This window comes from Sphingobium sp. CFD-2 (assembly GCF_024611135.1).
GTDB classification, from domain to species: domain Bacteria; phylum Pseudomonadota; class Alphaproteobacteria; order Sphingomonadales; family Sphingomonadaceae; genus Sphingobium; species Sphingobium fuliginis.
This window is the reverse complement of sequence record NZ_CP084405.1, coordinates 2,042,507-2,059,027: the sequence shown is the minus strand read 5'-3', so window position 1 is coordinate 2,059,027 and position 16,521 is coordinate 2,042,507. Positions and strand designations below refer to the sequence as shown.

The 16,521-nt window shown below is 65.3% G+C and carries 18 protein-coding genes and 2 tRNA genes; 13 read left to right on the top strand and 7 right to left on the bottom strand.

The window, feature by feature from the left end; all coding sequences use genetic code 11:
- The first annotated feature begins 33 nt into the window (after window positions 1–33).
- Window positions 34–900 (top strand): EamA family transporter RarD, encoded by an 867-nt coding sequence (gene rarD, locus LDB29_RS09965; protein ID WP_076605722.1) that lies wholly within the window; start codon window positions 34–36, stop codon window positions 898–900.
- Here rarD and LDB29_RS09960 read toward each other — a convergent pair.
- Window positions 897–2,222: a dihydroorotase gene (locus tag LDB29_RS09960; protein WP_099185713.1), complete on the bottom strand. Its 1,326-nt coding sequence runs from the start codon at window positions 2,220–2,222 to the stop codon at window positions 897–899. The genes rarD and LDB29_RS09960 overlap by 4 nt on opposite strands.
- Window positions 2,223–2,284: 62 nt before the next feature.
- Here LDB29_RS09960 and LDB29_RS09955 point away from each other — a divergent pair, with 62 nt between their 5' ends.
- Both LDB29_RS09955 and LDB29_RS09950 read left to right on the top strand, forming a co-directional pair.
- Window positions 2,285–3,022 carry a folate-binding protein YgfZ gene (locus LDB29_RS09955; RefSeq protein WP_044662556.1) on the top strand — a complete coding sequence of 246 codons (738 nt, stop codon included), beginning with the start codon at window positions 2,285–2,287 and terminating at the stop codon, window positions 3,020–3,022.
- Window positions 3,019–3,765, top strand: coding sequence for a glutaminyl-peptide cyclotransferase (locus tag LDB29_RS09950; protein ID WP_025550923.1), 747 nt, complete (start codon window positions 3,019–3,021; stop codon window positions 3,763–3,765). Before LDB29_RS09955 ends, LDB29_RS09950 begins: the two co-directional genes overlap by 4 nt.
- A 74-nt stretch (window positions 3,766–3,839) precedes the next feature.
- On the opposite strand, the gene LDB29_RS09945 is transcribed toward LDB29_RS09950, so the two are convergent.
- On the bottom strand, window positions 3,840–4,307 hold the full coding sequence (locus tag LDB29_RS09945) for a hypothetical protein (RefSeq protein ID WP_025550920.1): 468 nt from the start codon (window positions 4,305–4,307) through the stop codon (window positions 3,840–3,842).
- Between the two features lie 173 nt (window positions 4,308–4,480).
- Between LDB29_RS09945 and LDB29_RS09940 the strand changes: the two genes are divergently transcribed.
- From LDB29_RS09940 to LDB29_RS09930, 3 genes are all read left to right on the top strand, one after another.
- Window positions 4,481–5,635: an AI-2E family transporter gene (locus tag LDB29_RS09940; RefSeq protein WP_025550918.1), complete on the top strand. Its 1,155-nt coding sequence runs from the start codon at window positions 4,481–4,483 to the stop codon at window positions 5,633–5,635.
- A 41-nt stretch (window positions 5,636–5,676) separates the two neighbouring features.
- A tRNA-Asp gene (locus tag LDB29_RS09935) sits at window positions 5,677–5,753 on the top strand.
- Between the two features lie 82 nt (window positions 5,754–5,835).
- Window positions 5,836–5,912, top strand: a tRNA-Asp gene (locus LDB29_RS09930).
- A gap of 201 nt (window positions 5,913–6,113) precedes the next feature.
- Here LDB29_RS09930 and LDB29_RS09925 read toward each other — a convergent pair.
- The 4 genes from LDB29_RS09925 to LDB29_RS09910 form a co-directional block, all read right to left on the bottom strand.
- On the bottom strand, window positions 6,114–6,356 hold the full coding sequence (locus LDB29_RS09925) for a DUF2842 domain-containing protein (protein WP_025552055.1): 243 nt from the start codon (window positions 6,354–6,356) through the stop codon (window positions 6,114–6,116).
- Entirely contained in the window at window positions 6,353–6,931 is a 579-nt protein-coding gene (locus tag LDB29_RS09920; protein ID WP_025552056.1) for a 5-formyltetrahydrofolate cyclo-ligase, read from the bottom strand. The genes LDB29_RS09925 and LDB29_RS09920 overlap by 4 nt, the downstream gene beginning before the upstream one ends.
- 197 nt (window positions 6,932–7,128) lie before the next feature.
- Entirely contained in the window at window positions 7,129–7,464 is a 336-nt protein-coding gene (locus tag LDB29_RS09915; protein ID WP_025552059.1) for a cell division protein ZapA, read from the bottom strand.
- Window positions 7,457–7,663 (bottom strand): hypothetical protein, encoded by a 207-nt coding sequence (locus LDB29_RS09910; protein ID WP_244968675.1) that lies wholly within the window; start codon window positions 7,661–7,663, stop codon window positions 7,457–7,459. The genes LDB29_RS09915 and LDB29_RS09910 overlap by 8 nt, the downstream gene beginning before the upstream one ends.
- A gap of 173 nt (window positions 7,664–7,836) precedes the next feature.
- On the opposite strand from LDB29_RS09910, the gene tkt reads away from it, so the two are divergent.
- From tkt to LDB29_RS09890, 4 genes are all read left to right on the top strand, one after another.
- A complete protein-coding gene (tkt, locus tag LDB29_RS09905) occupies window positions 7,837–9,804 on the top strand; it encodes a transketolase (RefSeq protein ID WP_099185715.1) in 1,968 nt (655 codons plus the stop codon).
- 28 nt (window positions 9,805–9,832) lie between these two features.
- On the top strand, window positions 9,833–10,843 hold the full coding sequence (gene gap / locus LDB29_RS09900) for a type I glyceraldehyde-3-phosphate dehydrogenase (protein WP_025552063.1): 1,011 nt from the start codon (window positions 9,833–9,835) through the stop codon (window positions 10,841–10,843).
- 75 nt (window positions 10,844–10,918) lie between these two features.
- Window positions 10,919–12,121, top strand: a complete 1,203-nt coding sequence (gene pgk / locus LDB29_RS09895) for a phosphoglycerate kinase (RefSeq protein ID WP_025552065.1) — start codon at window positions 10,919–10,921, stop codon at window positions 12,119–12,121.
- Between the two features lie 125 nt (window positions 12,122–12,246).
- Window positions 12,247–13,143, top strand: a complete 897-nt coding sequence (locus LDB29_RS09890; protein WP_099185716.1) for a fructose bisphosphate aldolase — start codon at window positions 12,247–12,249, stop codon at window positions 13,141–13,143.
- 97 nt (window positions 13,144–13,240) lie between these two features.
- On the opposite strand, the gene LDB29_RS09885 is transcribed toward LDB29_RS09890, so the two are convergent.
- Window positions 13,241–13,963 (bottom strand): DUF72 domain-containing protein, encoded by a 723-nt coding sequence (locus tag LDB29_RS09885; protein WP_099185717.1) that lies wholly within the window; start codon window positions 13,961–13,963, stop codon window positions 13,241–13,243.
- 75 nt (window positions 13,964–14,038) lie between these two features.
- Between LDB29_RS09885 and thiE the strand changes: the two genes are divergently transcribed.
- The 3 genes from thiE to LDB29_RS09870 all read left to right on the top strand — a co-directional run bounded on the left by thiE (window position 14,039) and on the right by LDB29_RS09870 (window position 16,441).
- Window positions 14,039–14,734, top strand: a complete 696-nt coding sequence (gene thiE / locus LDB29_RS09880; protein ID WP_025549547.1) for a thiamine phosphate synthase — start codon at window positions 14,039–14,041, stop codon at window positions 14,732–14,734.
- A 70-nt stretch (window positions 14,735–14,804) separates the two neighbouring features.
- Window positions 14,805–15,884, top strand: coding sequence for a L,D-transpeptidase (locus LDB29_RS09875; protein WP_257556977.1), 1,080 nt, complete (start codon window positions 14,805–14,807; stop codon window positions 15,882–15,884).
- Entirely contained in the window at window positions 15,881–16,441 is a 561-nt protein-coding gene (locus tag LDB29_RS09870) for a M23 family metallopeptidase (protein WP_025549545.1), read from the top strand. The genes LDB29_RS09875 and LDB29_RS09870 overlap by 4 nt, the downstream gene beginning before the upstream one ends.
- Window positions 16,442–16,521 lie beyond the last annotated feature (80 nt).

Genomic DNA, 16,521 nt, shown 5'->3' with positions numbered 1-16,521 from the left:
CCGCCATCGGAACAGGCGGCCCGCCGCGGCCTCATCGCGGCGGTGGCCGCCTACTGCGCCTGGGGGCTGCTGCCGATCTATTTCAAGCTGCTGCATCATGTGAATGCAGTGGAGATCGTCAGCCAGCGCGTGCTCTGGTCGCTGCTGTTGATCCTGGCGCTATTGCTGATGCGGCGCAACCTTGTCGAGTTGGTTACGATATTGCGCGACCGGCGGCTTCTTTCGGCCCTCGCCGCATCGGCCGTCCTGATCGGCATGAACTGGCTGACCTATGTCTGGGCGGTGAACGCCGGGCATGTGCTTGCCGCCAGCCTGGGCTATTTCCTCAATCCGCTGGTCACCGTCGGGCTGGGCGTGCTGCTGCTCCACGAAAGACTGCGGCGAGGGCAGTTGGCGGCGGTGGGAATAGCCGCGGTCGGCGTCGCCATCATGGCGGCGACCGCCCTCACGACGCTTTGGATCAGCGTGGCGCTGGCGCTGACCTTCGCCTTTTACGCGCTGATCCGGAAATTGACGCCGGTGGCGCCGATGGTGGGGCTGGGTGTCGAGACATTGCTGCTGATGCCGCCGGCCATGGCCTATCTGTTCTGGCTGTCGGGGCATGGCGGCGTCGGCTTCGGGCAGGACATGCCGACCACCATCCTGCTGATCGCCGCCGGCGCGGTAACGACGGCGCCGCTGCTGCTGTTCGCGACCGCCGCCCACCGGCTGCCCATGGCGACGCTCGGCCTGCTGCAATATCTGGCGCCTTCCCTGCAGTTCCTGTGCGGCATATTGCTGTTCGGGGAAAAGCTGACGGCGGGCCAGATGGCGAGCTTTGCGCTGATCTGGCTCAGCCTCATCCTGTTCGCGGCGGACGGCCTGACCGCTGCCCGCCGTAATCGCCTGGCTACGGTTTAGGCGAACTCGGTCGCTTCGAACCGGACAGGCTCGCCCACCGCCTGGTTGGCCAGTGCGTCCTCCCACATCACGCGATGCCCGCGGATGATGGTGCCGATGGCCTTGCCGGTCAGTTCCATGCCCTCGAAGGGCGACCAGCCGCAGCGCGAAGCCAGCCAGTCGCTGCCGATGGTCCAGCGCTTCTTCAGGTCCACCACGGTGAAGTCGGCATCATAGCCTAGGGCGATGCGGCCCTTGCCCACCAGGCCGAAGACGCGCTGGGGTCCGGAGGAGGTCAGTTCGATGAAGCGGCGCAGCGACAGCCGTCCCTCCGCCACATGGTTGAGCAGCAGCGGGACCAGCGTCTGGACGCCGGGCATGCCGCTGGGCGAGCCGGGATAGGGTTTCGCCTTCTCCTCGATCGTGTGGGGGGCATGGTCGCTGCCCAGCACATCGGGCACGCCCTGGTTCAGCCAGTGCCACAGACCGTCGCGATGCGCGCCGGACCGGATCGGCGGGTTCATCTGCGCATAGGTGCCAAGGCGGGGATAGGCGTCCTCCGCCGCCAGGGTCAGATGCTGGGGCGTCACCTCGCAGGTCGCTATGTCCTTGTGACAAGCGATATATTCCAGTTCGGCGGGCGTCGTTACATGCAGGATATGGATGCGGCGGCGGGCCTTGCGGGCAAGGTCGATGATCCGCTTCGTCGCGATCATCGCGCTTTCATCGTCGCGCCAGACGGGGTGGGAGGACGGGTCGCCCTCCACGCGATGATCCTTGCGGGCGTTCATCCGCGCCTCATCCTCGGCATGGATGGCGACGCGGCGGGTGCCGCTGGCCAGAACGCGCGACAGGGCGTCGTCATCGTCCACCAGCAGGCTGCCGGTCGAGGCGCCCATGAAGATCTTGACCCCCGACGTGCCGGGAATCCGCTCCAGCTCCTTCAACCGCTCGGCATTGTCGGCGGTGGCGCCGACATAGAAGGCATGGTCGCACCACATGCGGTGATGGGCGCGCTTCAGCTTGTCGTGCACGCGGTCGGCGGTATCGGTATTGGGGTTGGTGTTCGGCATCTCGAACACGGCGGTGACGCCGCCCAGCACGGCCGCGCGGCTGCCCGATTCCAGGTCTTCCTTATGCTCCAGCCCCGGTTCGCGGAAATGGACCTGGCTGTCGATGCAGCCGGGCAGCACGTCCAGGCCGGTGCAGTCGATCGCCTCTCCCGCGTCGCCCAGTGCCGTGCCGATGGCGACGATCCTGCCGCCGCGCACGCCCACATCCACGCTTTCCGCCCCGCCGGGGGTGTGCACGGTGCCGTTCTTGAGGAGAAGGTCGAAAGTCATGTCGGTCTCGCCAGCTTGGGGGTGGGCTTGGATATGATGGGCGATTGTCCTACCTAAAGCCGATGACCGGCACCACCCTTACCGACCGCGCTCTCCTCAGAATTTCCGGCGAGGAGGCGAAAAGCTTCCTTCAGGGCCTGCTCACCCGCGATGTGCTGGGGCTGAAGGAAGGCGAACCGCGCTGGACCGCGCTGCTGACGCCACAGGGCAAGGCGCTGTTCGACTTCATCCTGTGGGCGGATGGCGAGGATGTGCTGATCGATTGCGAGGCGAGTCAGGCGGAAGCCTTGGCGAAGCGTCTGACGATTTACCGGCTGCGGCGCAAGGTCGCCATTGCTCGGGCCGATGAACTGGCGGTGCATTGGGCGCTGGAGGCGTCCGGCAAGCCTTTCGACCCACGTCTGTCGCAACTCGGCCATCGCTGGATCGCGCCGCCGGATGAGGGCGATGCTTCGGCGGCATTTCGGGCGCACCGGCTGTCGCTCGGCATATTCGAGGGGGTGGGCGAACTGGGACAGGACCAGATCCTATGGCTGGAAACCAATGCCGGCGAACTGGGCGGGGTCGATTATGACAAGGGATGCTATGTCGGGCAGGAAAATACCGCCCGCATGCATTATCGCAACAAGGTGAACCGGCGCCTGGTCGCGGTGCCGCTGGCGCAGGCTGACGAGAAACGGCAGAAGGCCGCGCTGGCCGATCTTGGCCTCTCCATCGAATTGCGGCGGGTGGAGGATGTCGATCCCGCGTTCCTGCCCGGCTGGCTAGCCGGCGCCGTGGCGGACCAGGCCGCCGGATGAAGCGCGCGCTTTTCGCGCTGCTGGGCGCGTGGCTGCTGATCGTTCCCGCTCAGGCGGAAACGCGCTGGACGCTCGTCCGAAGCTATCCGCACGATCCCGGCGCCTTTACCGAGGGGCTCTTCTACCATGACGGCGCCCTGTACGAGAGCACGGGTCTGGAAGGCGAGTCGGAGATTCGGAAGGTCGATCCCAAAAGCGGCAAGGTGCTGAACCGCCGGATCGTTCCCCGCCCTTATTTCGGGGAAGGCATCGTCAACTGGAAGGATCGGCTGATCAGCCTGACCTGGCGGCATCGGCAGGGTTTCGTCTGGAAGCTCGATGATTTTTCGCCGGTTTCCCAGTTCCGTTATGAAGGGGAAGGCTGGGGGCTGACGCAGGATGGGCGCAGCCTCATCATGAGTGACGGCACCGCGCAATTGCGGTTCCTGGACCCCGACGGGCTGACCGAAGAGCGCCGGATCACGGTGACATGGAACGGCCGCCCGGTGGAGCGGCTCAATGAACTGGAATATGTGAAGGGCGAGATCTGGGCCAATATCTGGTACGACACCCATATCGTCCGGATCGATCCGCGCACGGGCGCGGTGATCGACTGGCTCGACATCGCGCCGCTCCTGAAGGCGAGCGGCGCGAAGGACAGCGAGGCGGTGGCGAACGGCATCGCCTATGACGCGAAGACCGACCGGCTGTTCGTGACGGGCAAGAACTGGGCCAGGCTGTTCGAGATCAGGATAGGGAAATGAATTGGGTGGCGGGCGTATTGGGAGCGGGGCGGTAAGGGCGCCTATTGGCCAATTACACCCGGATCGCCGTACCGTTAACGAACAGTAGCCCGATAGCTTAGCCGGCCGCTCTCCCCCGGTGAAATCTCGTCCAGCACGGTCCAGCGGACATGGGTGATGTCGGCAGGCACGGCCCGACGGGTTCCGCCCAGCGGCGTTGGCAGCCAGAGGTCGGCAAGCCGCCCCCAATGAGCACCCCCATCCACCGAAACCTGCATGGCCGGATCGCTGATGTCGAGTTGCGTACCGCGCGGCACGGCATTGGTGACGGCCAGGCCGCGCACCGGACGGTTGCCCTCATTGCGCCAGTTGACGACGAAGATAAGCTGGTCGCCCGATCCTGCACGGTCGGCGCTTTCCAGCACGCGGCGGGCGCGGCCGTTGACGTCGGTGCTGACCCGCTCCACGAACATCTGCCGCTCCAAACGGATCTCCTGCCGTGCCGACGCAAGCTGCGGCGCCGCCGTGCAGGCGAGAGCGACGAGCCAAGCCCCCAATTTCATCCCAGTCCCCCAAGCTGTTTCCCGGCCGAATGTGGCAGCAGGTGCCGAAGATTTGGTTAAGGTCTTGTTTCCCTTGCTATCCGCCTGTTCCGCTGATGTAAATCGTCGGGCCTAAATTGACGGACCGGTGCCGCCGGTGCAGAAAAAGGGCGGCGGGCAAGGACATTTCAGGCGTGACACCCCAGGAACAGCAGGAGATCAACCGGCGGCGGGACCGCCTGCTGGCGTCGATCGCCCTGACGACCGGGATCGGGCTCGTCCTGGCATTGCCCTTTGCGTTGAGGGAGGGGGCGGAGTTCTTCCTGCCGCTGACCGCCGCGCTGGTGATCGCCATTGCGCTGGTTCCGTTCCTGGAATGGATGGAGCGGCGGCGCGTCCCTTCCGCACTGGCGGCGCTGATGGCGGTGATCGCCTTCCTGCTGGTGGCGAATACCGCCCTCGTGCTGATCGTCGTCCCGGCGGCCGACTGGTTCCGGCTGTTGCCCGAGCGCCTTCCCCAGATACAGAATAATCTCGCCCCGTTGATCGATTTCTATTCGCAGCTTCAGCGCTTCGTCGACGAAACGGTGCAGATGCTGGCGACCGGGCCGGTGGCGGCGGCGCAGACGGCGGCGGTGGATGCGCCCCGATCGCTCCTGCAGTTCGCGGCTACCTCCGCCCCCGCGGCGATCATCCAGATGGTGTTCGCGTTGCTCATCATCTATTTCTTCCTTGCCGGCTGGACGCGACTGCGGCGGCGGACGATCAACAGCCGGGGCAGTTTCGATGGCGCAATGGCGGTGGCGCGGGTGATCCAGAATGTGGTCGACGCGACATCCGCCTATGTCCTCACCATCGCGACGATCAACCTGTGCCTTGGCCTGGCGGTGGCGTTGGCGTTGTGGCTGATCGGCATGCCTTCGCCGCTGATGTGGGGCGGAATTGTCGCGCTGCTGAATTTCGTTCCCTATTTCGGGCCGATGCTGGCGGCCGCCTTGCTGGCGCTCGGCGGGCTCATGGTGTTCGACGATGTGTGGAAGGCGCTGCTGCCTGCGGCCTTACAGGTCGGATTCCATCTGGTTGAGGCCAATGTCATCACGCCGACGATATTGGGACGGCGGCTCACCATGAACCCCCTGCTGATTCTGGTGTCGCTGACCTTCTGGGCGTGGGTGTGGGGAACGCCGGGCGCCTTGCTGGGCGTGCCGTTGCTGATCATCATCCAGACAGTCGTGTCGGCGGCCGGAACACCGGACATCGCCGGTTTCCTGTTCGAGCGCGGCACGCTGACGGTCGACCCGCGCAAAGAAAATGACGAAAGCCGTGAAACTGATGTTGCAGGCAGTTGACAGGGGGAACGGGGCCGCATAGATGCCCGCCCACACCGAACGCGGGTGTAGCTCAGTTGGTTAGAGCGCCGGCCTGTCACGCCGGAGGTCGCGGGTTCGAGCCCCGTCACTCGCGCCATTTTCCTCAAGGGGGAAGTGGAAGGTTTTCCAGATCAGCATCGTCTGGTGGCCATTGAGGTCATGCCAAGATGCCGCCCTGCGCGGGTGTAGCTCAGTTGGTTAGAGCGCCGGCCTGTCACGCCGGAGGTCGCGGGTTCGAGCCCCGTCACTCGCGCCACTTTCCTTTATAATGGATATGGCTGGTTTTGGCCAATTCAGGACCTTCCCCTCCCGTAAACGGTAGGGGTTAAGGGTGGGCGCGAGCGTAGCGAGCTTTCAGCTTAGCCGTTGCAAAACAGCGCAGATGCCGCGCCAGCCCACCCCCTAACCCCCTCCCGCCTGCGGGAGGGGAATGTCCGCTTTCCACCCGTCCCCGCCTTCAAAATCCCCGCCAGCGTCCCGTCTCCATCCAGGCGAGCAGGCGCTTCAACGGGAGCACCCAGATCCATATCAGGCCCAGGAAGACATAGACCGGCACCTGCACCATCATCGGCAGCCGTCCGATCAGCGCCGACAGGCTGCCCACAAGCACGGCCCAGAGCGCGATCAGGCCCAGGATCACGAACATGCCCACCGGCTTGCGCCAGCTCGGCTTGTAGGCGGGCCGGGGGTCCGTGCTCATGCTTCATATCCTTCGATCAGTTCGACTTCGGTCAGGATCAGGTGCAGCGGCAGATCCCATGGGTCCGCGGGCAGATCGTCATGCTCCTGCACCGACCAGCCGAGGCCGATCCTCAAGGCATCCGGATAGCGTGCGAACACCCGGTCATAATAGCCGCCCCCTTGCCCCAGCCGGTTCATCGCCCGGTCGAAGCCGATCAGCGGCGCGATGATGACGTCGGGGGTAGCCGGATCGCCCACCGGTTCGGGATGGCTGGTGCCAAACAGGCCGGGGAAAAGCTGTTCCTCCGGGTTCCAGCGCACGAAATCCATGCTGCCAAGCCGATCCAGCACGCGGGGCAGGGCCAGTGTCTTGCCCATGGCCTGCAAGGGCGCGGCCAGCCTTTGCGCGGGGGCTTCATCGTCCAGGCCCATATAGAGAGCCACCACCTCAGCGTCCGCCAGCCGATGCGCAAGGGGGGAGGGGACCACCTTGAACGCCAGCCGGTGCGCCAGCGGATCGAGCGAAGCCACGAAGGCGCGACGCCTCTGCCGGGCGATGGCACGCAGGGTCGCCTTGTCGGTGTCGTCGCTCATCGGGGGCCTTGAATTGCGGGAGGGGGTGACGGGACCGCCTCGGCCGTGTGCTGGAAAATCCTCTGACGCCTCAACGTCAGGTGGGAACCATGTAGATCGGGCCAGAGCCCGCCCAGGGACAGTCCCCGTGGATGTGATTATCGCCTCAGGGATGTTCGCTAAAGCTCGATACCGCGCAGTGCCCGTCGCCTCTCTATTTAGGCCTGAGGAGCGGCGACGACAAGTCTCTCGCGCAGCTTTTCTATGCGGGTGGCAAGGGATTCGAGCGCGCGGATGGCAGGCTCGTCCTCCGGCTCCAGCGCCAGGGTCTGTTGCCGCCCTATCGCCTCGCGCTTCAGGTCGTTGAGTTCGTCGGCCAGGAACAGCGCGGCGAACAGCAGCGTGCGCACCTCGGTCAGGCCCGGGGTGTTCTGCTGTGCCAGTCGCGCCTTGCGCTCGATCAGGTTGGCGAGATGCGCCAGATGCGCCTCCTCCCCGTCGCGGCAGCGCAGGTCATAGACGCGCCCGGCAATGTGCAATGTGGTTTCAGCCACCGACCTGGTCCTTCACATCCTGCCCCTTCAATTCGGTGATGAGACTGTCCAGCGACCGCAGCGCCGTGCGGGCGGCGGCGGCGTCGATGCCTGGGGAGGGGCCGGAGGCGGCCGACACAAGGCCTTCCACATCCTGTTCGAGCCGGTCGATCGCGCGTTCCAGAGCGCGGATCGCCTGCATCATTCGGTCACTTGCCATGCTCCACGCATAGACAAAGTTTTCACCGCGCAAAAGCCGTCATTCGGCGGCTTGGCGCACCCTGGGGGCCACCCGTAGTTGACGCCTTGTCCCTGAGGCGACAAAGGGGGCGCAATTTCGATTCGCTGGCCTTAACAGGGGGCCATAGACAAGCCAGGAAAGACGCCGCTTCGATGACCGTTTCCGAAAAGTCCCTCGCCAACGCCATCCGGGCGCTTTCCATGGACGCGGTGCAGGCCGCGAACAGCGGCCATCCCGGCATGCCGATGGGCATGGCCGACGTCGCCACCGTGCTGTTCAAGGATTATCTGAAGTTCGATCCCAAGGCGCCGAAATGGGCGGACCGCGACCGCTTCGTGCTGTCGGCGGGCCATGGATCGATGCTGATCTACTCGCTACTGCACCTGACCGGCTATGCGCGTCCGACCATCCAGGACATCGCGAATTTCCGCCAGCTGGGCAGCCCCTGCGCCGGCCATCCGGAGAATTTCGAGCTGGCGGGGGTGGAGGCGACCACCGGGCCCCTGGGTTCCGGCCTTGCCACCGCGGTGGGCATGGCGATTGCCGAGCGGCATCTGAATGCGCAGTTCGGCGACGATCTGGTCGATCACCGCACCTGGGTGCTGGCCGGCGACGGCTGCCTGATGGAGGGCATCAACCACGAGGCCATCGGCCTTGCCGGGCATCTGAACCTGGGCCGCCTGATCGTGCTGTGGGACGATAACAAGATCACCATCGATGGCGCGGTCGACCTTTCGAGCAGCGAGGATGTGCGCGCCCGCTATGCCGCGACGGGCTGGCATGTCGTGTCCTGCGACGGTCATGACATGGCCGATGTGCGCCGCGCCATCGACGAGGCGCTGGCCGATCCGCGCCCCTCGCTGATCGCCTGCGCCACCAAGATCGGTTATGGCGCACCCAACAAGGCGGGCACTTCGGGCGTCCACGGCTCCGCCCTTGGTGAAGCCGAAGTCGCTGCCGCCCGTGAATTCCTTGGCTGGTCGGCCGAACCTTTCGTGATCCCGGAAGACATTGCCGCCGCCTGGCACGCCATCGGCGCAAAGGGCGGCGACGCCCATGTGGCCTGGGCGGATCGTCTTGGTTCCAACGCGCAAAGGGCCGAATTCGAGCGCCGCATGGCCGGCGACCTGCCCGCCGGTTTCTCGCTTGACGCCTATATCGACACGCTGATCGCCAATCCGCAGAAGGTCGCCACCCGCAAGGCGAGCGAACTGACGCTGGGCGCGATCAACGACCTGCTGCCGGAGACGCTGGGCGGCTCGGCGGACCTCACCGGCTCCAACAACACCAAGACCAAGTCGACCGGGCCGCTCACCAAAGACGATTATTCGGGCCGTTACGTCTATTACGGCATTCGCGAGTTCGGCATGGCCTGCGCCATGAACGGCATGGCGCTTCATGGCGGCGTCATTCCCTATGGCGGCACCTTCCTGGTCTTTTCCGACTATATGCGCGCGGGCATCCGTCTGGCGGCGCTCCAGCAGATCCGCGCCATCCATGTGCTGACCCATGACTCCATCGGTCTGGGCGAGGACGGCCCGACCCACCAGCCGATCGAACATGTCATGTCGCTGCGCATGATTCCGAACCTGGACGTCTATCGCCCGGCCGACATTGTCGAGACGGCTGAGTGCTGGGAACTGGCGCTGAAGGATGCCGACGGCCCGTCGGTGCTGGCGCTGACCCGCCAGAACCTGCCGCAGCTTCGCACCGAGAAGGCGGGTGAAAACCTGTCGGCCAGGGGCGCCTATCGCCTGAAGGCGGCCACGGCCGAGCGCAAGGTGGTACTGGTCGCCACCGGGTCCGAGGTCGAGATCGCCGTCGCCACCGCCGCGCTGCTGGAAGAGCAGGGCATCGGCGCGGACGTCGTCTCCATGCCGAGCTGGGCGCATTTCGATGCGCAGCCGCAGGCGTATAAGGATGATCTCCTTCCGCACCATGTCCTGCGCGCCTCGATTGAGGCAGGCACCACTTTCGGGTGGGAGCGTTATGTCGGCATCGCCGGCCTGCGTTTCGGCATCGACACGTTCGGCGCCTCGGCTCCGGCGGAAGTGCTTTACGATCATTTCGGCCTGACCGCCGCCAAGATCGCGCCGCAGATCGTGGCCGCGCTCGACTGAAATTCAAACCAACCGGGAGACAAGTGCAGTGGCAACGAAGGTAGCAATCAACGGTTTCGGCCGCATCGGTCGTCTGGTCGCCCGTGCGATCCTCTCGCGCACCGACCATGATCTGGAACTGGTGAGCATCAACGACCTGGGCGACGCCAAGTCGAATGCCCTGCTGTTCAAGCGTGATTCCGTGCACGGCAACTGGGCCGGCGAAGTGAGCGTCGACGGCAATTTCCTGGTCATCGACGGCAAGCGTATCGCCGTGACCGCCGAACGCGACCCCGCCAAGCTGCCCCATGCCGCCCAGGGCGTGGACGTCGCGCTGGAGTGCACCGGCATTTTCGCGGACAAGGAAAAGGCCAGCGCGCACCTGACCGCGGGCGCCAAGCGCGTCGTCATCTCCGCTCCCGCCACCGGCGTCGACAAGACCGTGGTTTTCGGCGTCAATCATGAAACGCTGAGCGCCGGCGACGTCGTCATCTCGAATGCGAGCTGCACCACCAACTGCCTCGCGCCGCTGGCGAAGGTCCTGCATGACGCCATCGGCATCGAAAAGGGCTTCATGACCACGATCCACAGCTACACCAACGACCAGAACACGCTGGATCAGCTTCACAAGGACATGCGCCGCGCCCGCGCCGCTGCCCTGTCGATGATCCCGACCACCACCGGCGCGGCGCGCGCTGTCGGGGAGGTGATGCCGGAACTGAAGGGCAAGCTGGACGGTTCGTCGGTGCGCGTGCCGACCCCGAATGTTTCGGTCGTTGACCTGAAGTTCATCGCCAAGCGCGCCACCACCGTCCAGGAAGTCAACGAACTGCTGAAGGCCGCTTCGGAATCCGGCCCGCTGAAGGGCATTCTTGGCTATTCGGAGGAGCCGCTGGTGTCCATCGACTATAATGGCGATCCGCGCAGCTCGACCGTCGACAGCCTGGAAACGGCGGTGATCGACGGCACGCTGGTCCGCGTGCTGAGCTGGTACGACAATGAATGGGGCTTCTCGAACCGCATGATCGACACCACCGGGGTCGTGGCGAAGTTCCTCTAAAAAGACCATCAGCCCCGCCGGACCGTCCGGCGGGGTTTTTCATCACCATCCTTATTTTCGCAGCAGGGAGCGATCATGGCAAAGCCGTTCAAGACACTCGACGACATGGGAGACATCACGGGCAAGGTGGTGCTGGTGCGCGAGGATCTGAACGTGCCGATGCAGGATGGTTCCGTCTCCGACGACACCCGCCTGCGCGCGGCGATGCCCACCGTGCTGGAACTGGCCGATCGGGGCGCCAAGGTTCTGATCCTTGCCCATTTCGGCCGTCCCAAGGGCCAGAAGAACCCCGAATTCTCCCTCTCCAAGATCACTCGCCCGCTGACCGCCGTGCTGGGCCGCGACGTGCAGTTCATCCCCGACTGTCAGGGCGAGGCGGCTGTCGACGGCATCAAGGTGATGCGCAACGGCGACATCGCGATCCTGGAGAACACCCGCTTCCATGCCGGCGAGGAAAAGAACGATCCCGCGCTGGTGGAGGCGATGGCGGCGATTGGCGACCTGTATGTCAACGACGCCTTTTCCGCCGCGCATCGCGCCCATGCGTCGACCGAGGGGCTGGCGCACAAGCTGCCCGCCTTTGCCGGCCGATCGATGGAGAAGGAACTGGATGCGCTGCAGGCCGCGCTGGGCGAACCGGTGAAGCCGGTCGCGGCGGTCGTCGGCGGGGCGAAGGTGTCGACCAAGCTCGACGTGCTCAACAACCTCGTCGCCAAGGTCGATCATCTGATCATCGGCGGCGGCATGGCCAATACCTTCCTGTTCGCGCGCGGCGTGGATGTCGGCAAGTCGCTGTGCGAGAAGGATCTGGCGGAGACCGCGGAGGCGATCTTCGACAAGGCGGAAGCGGCGGGCTGCACCATCCATCTGCCCTATGACGTCGTCGTGGCGAAGGAATTTGCCGCCAACCCGCCCTCCTTGCGCACATGCAACGTGCATGAGGTGGCAGAGGATGAGATGATCCTCGACGTCGGCCCAGCGGCGGTTGAGGCGTTGGGCGATGCGCTTAAGAACTGCCGGACCTTGGTATGGAACGGCCCGCTCGGCGCATTCGAGATCGCGCCGTTCGACAAGGCGACCGTGGCGCTGGCCAAGACCGCGGCGGCGCTCACCAAGGAAGGCGGGCTGACGTCGGTCGCGGGTGGCGGCGACACCGTCGCGGCGCTCAACCATGCGGGCGTGGCGGGCGATTTCAGCTTCGTCTCCACCGCTGGCGGTGCGTTCCTGGAGTGGATGGAAGGCAAGGAGCTGCCCGGCGTCAAGGCGCTGATGGCCTGATTCAGATTGCGGCGCGCGCCTTGGAGAGTGGCGCGCTCCGCTCGACCATGGACGCCGTGCAAGGGCGTCCGCCCCCTAGACGCGCTGCCGGGAGGGCGGCGCATCCAACCAAGAGGTATGTGCAGATGCAGTTCGAGGACATGAAGGCGAAGATCGAGGGCGGCAACGGCTTCATCGCGGCGCTCGACCAGAGCGGCGGTTCGACGCCCAAGGCGCTGAAGGGCTATGGCATCGAGGAAGACGCCTGGTCCACCGAAGAGGAAATGTTCGGGCTGATCCACGATATGCGCAGCCGCATCATCACCTCGCCGGTCTTTTCGGGCGAGAAGGTGCTGGGCGCGATCCTGTTCGAGCGCACCATGGACGGCGAAGCGGGCGGCAAGTCGGTTCCGCAGGCGCTGATCGAGCGCGGCGTCGTGCCCTTCATCAAGATCGACAAGGGGCTGGAGGATGAAGCGAACGGCGTTCAGTTGATGAAGCCGAACCCCGGCCTCGACACCTTGCTGCACCGCGCCAAGGCGCTGGGCGTGTTCGGCACCAAGGAGCGTTCGGTCATCAACCTCGCCAACCGCGAGGGCATCGCCGCCGTCGTCAGGCAGCAGTTCGAGGTCGGTCGGCAGGTGCTGGCCGCAGGGCTCGTTCCGATCATCGAGCCGGAAGTCAACATCAAGAGCCCGGAACGCGCAGAGGCCGACCAGATCCTGCTGGAGGAAATCCTCAAGAATCTCGACGCGCTGCCGGGCGACGACAAGGTGATGCTGAAGCTGTCGCTGCCGACAAAGGCCGGTCTGTTCGATCCGCTGGTCGACCATCCCCGCGTGCTGCGCGTCGTCGCCTTGTCCGGCGGTTTCTCGCGGTCCGAAGCCTGCATCGAGCTGGCCAGGAATCGCGGCATCATCGCCAGCTTCAGCCGCGCGCTGCTGAACGACCTGCGCCACCAGATGAGCGACGAGGAGTTCAACGCCTCGCTGGGCGAAGCAATCGACGAGATTCACGGCGCTTCCACCAGCAAGGCGGCCTGATCTGCGGTGACGGTCGTGAGCGCCCGGAAGGCGCTCGCGGCCGGTCCGCCGTGCTCCCGCCTTCGCAGGAGCACGGTTCGGTTCTGACGGGGTGAAACTAGCCTTTCTGCGTCAACGCCTTCAATATCCGGGCGTCGGCAATTGCCTGCGCGTCATAGTCATTGTTGAAATAGGCCCAGACGGTCCGGCCGTCGCTGCTCTGCGCCTTCATCCATTCGGCCCAGTCCGCCAGCCTTTCACGCGAATAGCCGCCGCGATATTTCCCCGTCGTGCCGTGGAAGCGGACATAGGCGGTCGAGCCGACACCCAGCCGGGGACTGGCCGAGCCGGGCATGTCATGCACGCAGAGAGCCGCTCCGTACCGCTCCAGCAGCGCAAAGAGTTCATCCACATACCAGCTTGAATGGCGGAATTCGAAGACCGGCACGGGATCGCGCGGCGCGATGCGGAGGAATGCCTCCAGCCTTGGCAGATCGAGCGAGAAATGCGGCGGGAGTTGATAGAGGACCGGCCCCAGCGTCGGGCCGAAATGCGCGAAGGACTCCATCATCCTTGCCAGCGGTTCCTCGCAATCCTTGAGCTTCTTCATCTGCGTCAGATAGCGGTTCGCCTTGGCCGCATAGCAAAAGCCCCCGGGCGCCTGTTCGCGCCATTTGTCGACGGTTTCCGGCCGGGGCAGGCGATAGAAGCTGTTGTTGATCTCTACCGTGTCGAACTGCTGGGCATAGTAAGCGAACCAGTTTTTCGCCGCCAGCTTCTCCGGATAGAAGCGCCCGCGCCAATCCCGGTAATTCCATCCCGAACATCCGATCCTGATCATGCAGGAGGAACGCGGGTGAGGGCCGATCGGCTCCGCCCTTTTCCAACGCCATCAAAAGCGGCTAAGGCGAGACCCATGACTGAATTTACCGATGAAGAATTGGCTCTCGACCCGAATTTCGCAGCCCGGTTCGACAGCGATGACCGGCGGCCGCCCTGTCAGCTCTACCTGATCTCCCCGCCGGCGATCGATGCGGGCTTTGTCGACAGTCTCGCCGCCGCCTTCGATGGGGGCGACGTCGCGGCGTTCCAATTGCGGTTGAAGGGCGTGGGTGACGACGCCATCGCCCAAGCCGCCGCGCCGCTGCAAAAGCTCTGCGCGGAACGGGATGTCGCGTTCATCATCAACGACAGCATGAGCCTGGCGAAGCGCCTGGGGGCCGACGGCGTTCATCTGGGGCAGGGCGACGGCGATCCTCGCGAGGCGCGCAAGCTGCTCGGTCCTTCGGTGCAGATCGGCGTCACCTGCCATGACAGCCGCCATCTGGCGATGGAAGCAGGGGAAGCAGGGGCGGACTATGTTGCGTTCGGGGCCTTCTATTCTACGACCACCAAGGAAACGATCCATCGCCCCGACCCATCGATCCTGGGCTGGTGGACGGCATTGTTCGAACTGCCCTGCGTGGCGATTGGCGGGATAACGCCCGGCAATGCCGCGCCGCTGGTGAAGGCCGGGGCGGATTTCCTGGCGGTGAGCGGGGCGGTATGGGGCCATTCGGATGGGCCGCAAGCCGGCGTGGCGGCATTCCGGGCGGTGTTGGCGCAGGAATAACGGTATAAGGCGGCAGGCAGCTTTCCTGCACTTCAGGCGTTTTCCCTTCCACAAATGGGAGAGTATCGCCTTGAAAACCAATCCGCTGATCCTGACGCTGCTCTGTGCGGCCTGCAACATGACGGTGACGGAAGCCAATGAGAGCGCACCGTCGAACCAGGCGACCGGGCAGGCTGCGCGGCCTGCCGGCGATCCCTACGCCTTCACCGTGGTGCCCGAGCCGACAGGCGCGCCTGCGCGGGTGGAATCGGTGCTGCAGGCGCAGGTGGCGCTGGACCGGGCCGGCTTCTCGCCCGGCGTATTGGATGGGAAGGAAGGCATGTCCTTCACCACCGCGCTCAGGGGTTTCCAGGAGGCGAAGGGCCTGCCGACCACCGGGAAATATGATGAGGCGACGGCCAAGGCGCTGCTGGGCGACCGGCCGCAGCCCGCGACCTGGCTGGTGAAGATACCGGCGGATTTCGCCAAGGGACCGTTCTTTGCGGTGCCCAGGGAACTCAACGATCAGGCGAAGCTGCCCGCCCTTGGCTATCGCAACCTGCTGGAGAAGCTGGCCGAACGTTTCCACACCCGGCCGGAGGCGCTGCTCGCGCTCAATCCTCCGAACACGAAGCTCGGCGCGGGAGCCACGATCCGCGTACCTGCCATCGCCAACCAGCCGGTTGCCCGGATCGAAGGCGACGAGCGCGGCTGGGGCGAGACGCTCGCCGGCCTGGGCGTGGCCAAGGAGCAGCCGCAGGCCGACCACATCGTCGTGGACAAGTCGGACGGGGTGCTCCGGGCCTATGACGCGCAGAACCGGCTGATCGCGCAATTTCCAGCCACCATGGGGTCGCAGCATGATCCCCTGCCGATCGGAACGTGGGAAATCAAGGGGTTGAGCCGCAATCCCGATTTCCACTATAATCCGGACCTGTTCTGGGATGCGTCCTCCACCGACCGGAAGGCGGTGCTGAAGCCCGGTCCCAACGGCCCGGTCGGCGTGGTGTGGATCGACCTGTCGAAGCCGCATTACGGCATTCACGGCACGCCGGAGCCGCAGACCATCGGCCGAACGGAAAGCCATGGTTGCATCCGGCTCACCAATTGGGACGCGGCGCGGCTCGCCCAGATGGTGAAGTCCGGCGTGAAGGCGGTGTTCCAGCCATGAGGGCGCGCGGTTGGGCCGGCATCGGCCTGGCCGTCCTGATCGGCGCGGCCCTCCTGCGCACCTTCGTGCGGATCGTGCCGGCGGACGCGCCTGAGCCTTCCCGGCCTGCGGCGGCGGAAGCCGGTGCCCTGCTGATCCCGGTCGAGGGCGTGCCGCCCTCCGCGCTGAGCGATACATTCGCCCAGGCGCGGGCGAGCGGCGCGCGCGCCCATGACGCCATCGACATCATGGCGGCGCGGGGCAGGGCGGTGCTGGCGGCGGCGGACGGACGGATCGAAAAGCTGTTCTGGAGCGAGGAAGGCGGGCGCACGATCTATGAACGCTCGCCCGATGGACGGCGCATCTATTATTATGCGCATCTGGACGGCTATGCGCCGGGCCTTGCGGAAGGGCAGGCGGTTCGGCGCGGACAGCGCATCGCGACCGTCGGCAGCACCGGCAATGCCGATTCGGCAGCGCCGCACCTGCACTTCGCGGTGCATGAACTGCGTCCGGGAGAGCCCTGGCATGGCGGGCGGGCGATCAATCCCTATCCCTTGCTGGCGAAACCGCGATAGGCGCCGCCTCTTGCCCTTTCGCCCTCATCCATGTAAGGGCGCGGCCAGCCTCCAGAGGCCGGCTCTTTTCACCTTCAGAC

Bases quoted from the DNA above. Each gene is read 5' to 3' on its own strand.
- thiE (WP_025549547.1), top strand. From the start codon at position 14,039: ATGACTGAATTTACCGATGAAGAATTGGCTCTCGACCCGAATTTCGCA.
- LDB29_RS09920 (WP_025552056.1), bottom strand. From the start codon at position 6,931: ATGAGCGACGACACCGACAAGGCGACCCTGCGTGCCATCGCCCGGCAG.
- LDB29_RS09955 (WP_044662556.1), top strand. From the start codon at position 2,285: ATGACCGGCACCACCCTTACCGACCGCGCTCTCCTCAGAATTTCCGGC.
- LDB29_RS09890 (WP_099185716.1), top strand. From the start codon at position 12,247: ATGCAGTTCGAGGACATGAAGGCGAAGATCGAGGGCGGCAACGGCTTC.
- LDB29_RS09925 (WP_025552055.1), bottom strand. From the start codon at position 6,356: ATGAGCACGGACCCCCGGCCCGCCTACAAGCCGAGCTGGCGCAAGCCG.
- LDB29_RS09960 (WP_099185713.1), bottom strand. From the start codon at position 2,222: ATGACTTTCGACCTTCTCCTCAAGAACGGCACCGTGCACACCCCCGGC.
- tkt (WP_099185715.1), top strand. From the start codon at position 7,837: ATGACCGTTTCCGAAAAGTCCCTCGCCAACGCCATCCGGGCGCTTTCC.
- LDB29_RS09945 (WP_025550920.1), bottom strand. From the start codon at position 4,307: ATGAAATTGGGGGCTTGGCTCGTCGCTCTCGCCTGCACGGCGGCGCCG.
- LDB29_RS09870 (WP_025549545.1), top strand. From the start codon at position 15,881: ATGAGGGCGCGCGGTTGGGCCGGCATCGGCCTGGCCGTCCTGATCGGC.
- LDB29_RS09910 (WP_244968675.1), bottom strand. From the start codon at position 7,663: ATGGCAAGTGACCGAATGATGCAGGCGATCCGCGCTCTGGAACGCGCG.
- LDB29_RS09950 (WP_025550923.1), top strand. From the start codon at position 3,019: ATGAAGCGCGCGCTTTTCGCGCTGCTGGGCGCGTGGCTGCTGATCGTT.
- LDB29_RS09885 (WP_099185717.1), bottom strand. From the start codon at position 13,963: ATGATCAGGATCGGATGTTCGGGATGGAATTACCGGGATTGGCGCGGG.
- pgk (WP_025552065.1), top strand. From the start codon at position 10,919: ATGGCAAAGCCGTTCAAGACACTCGACGACATGGGAGACATCACGGGC.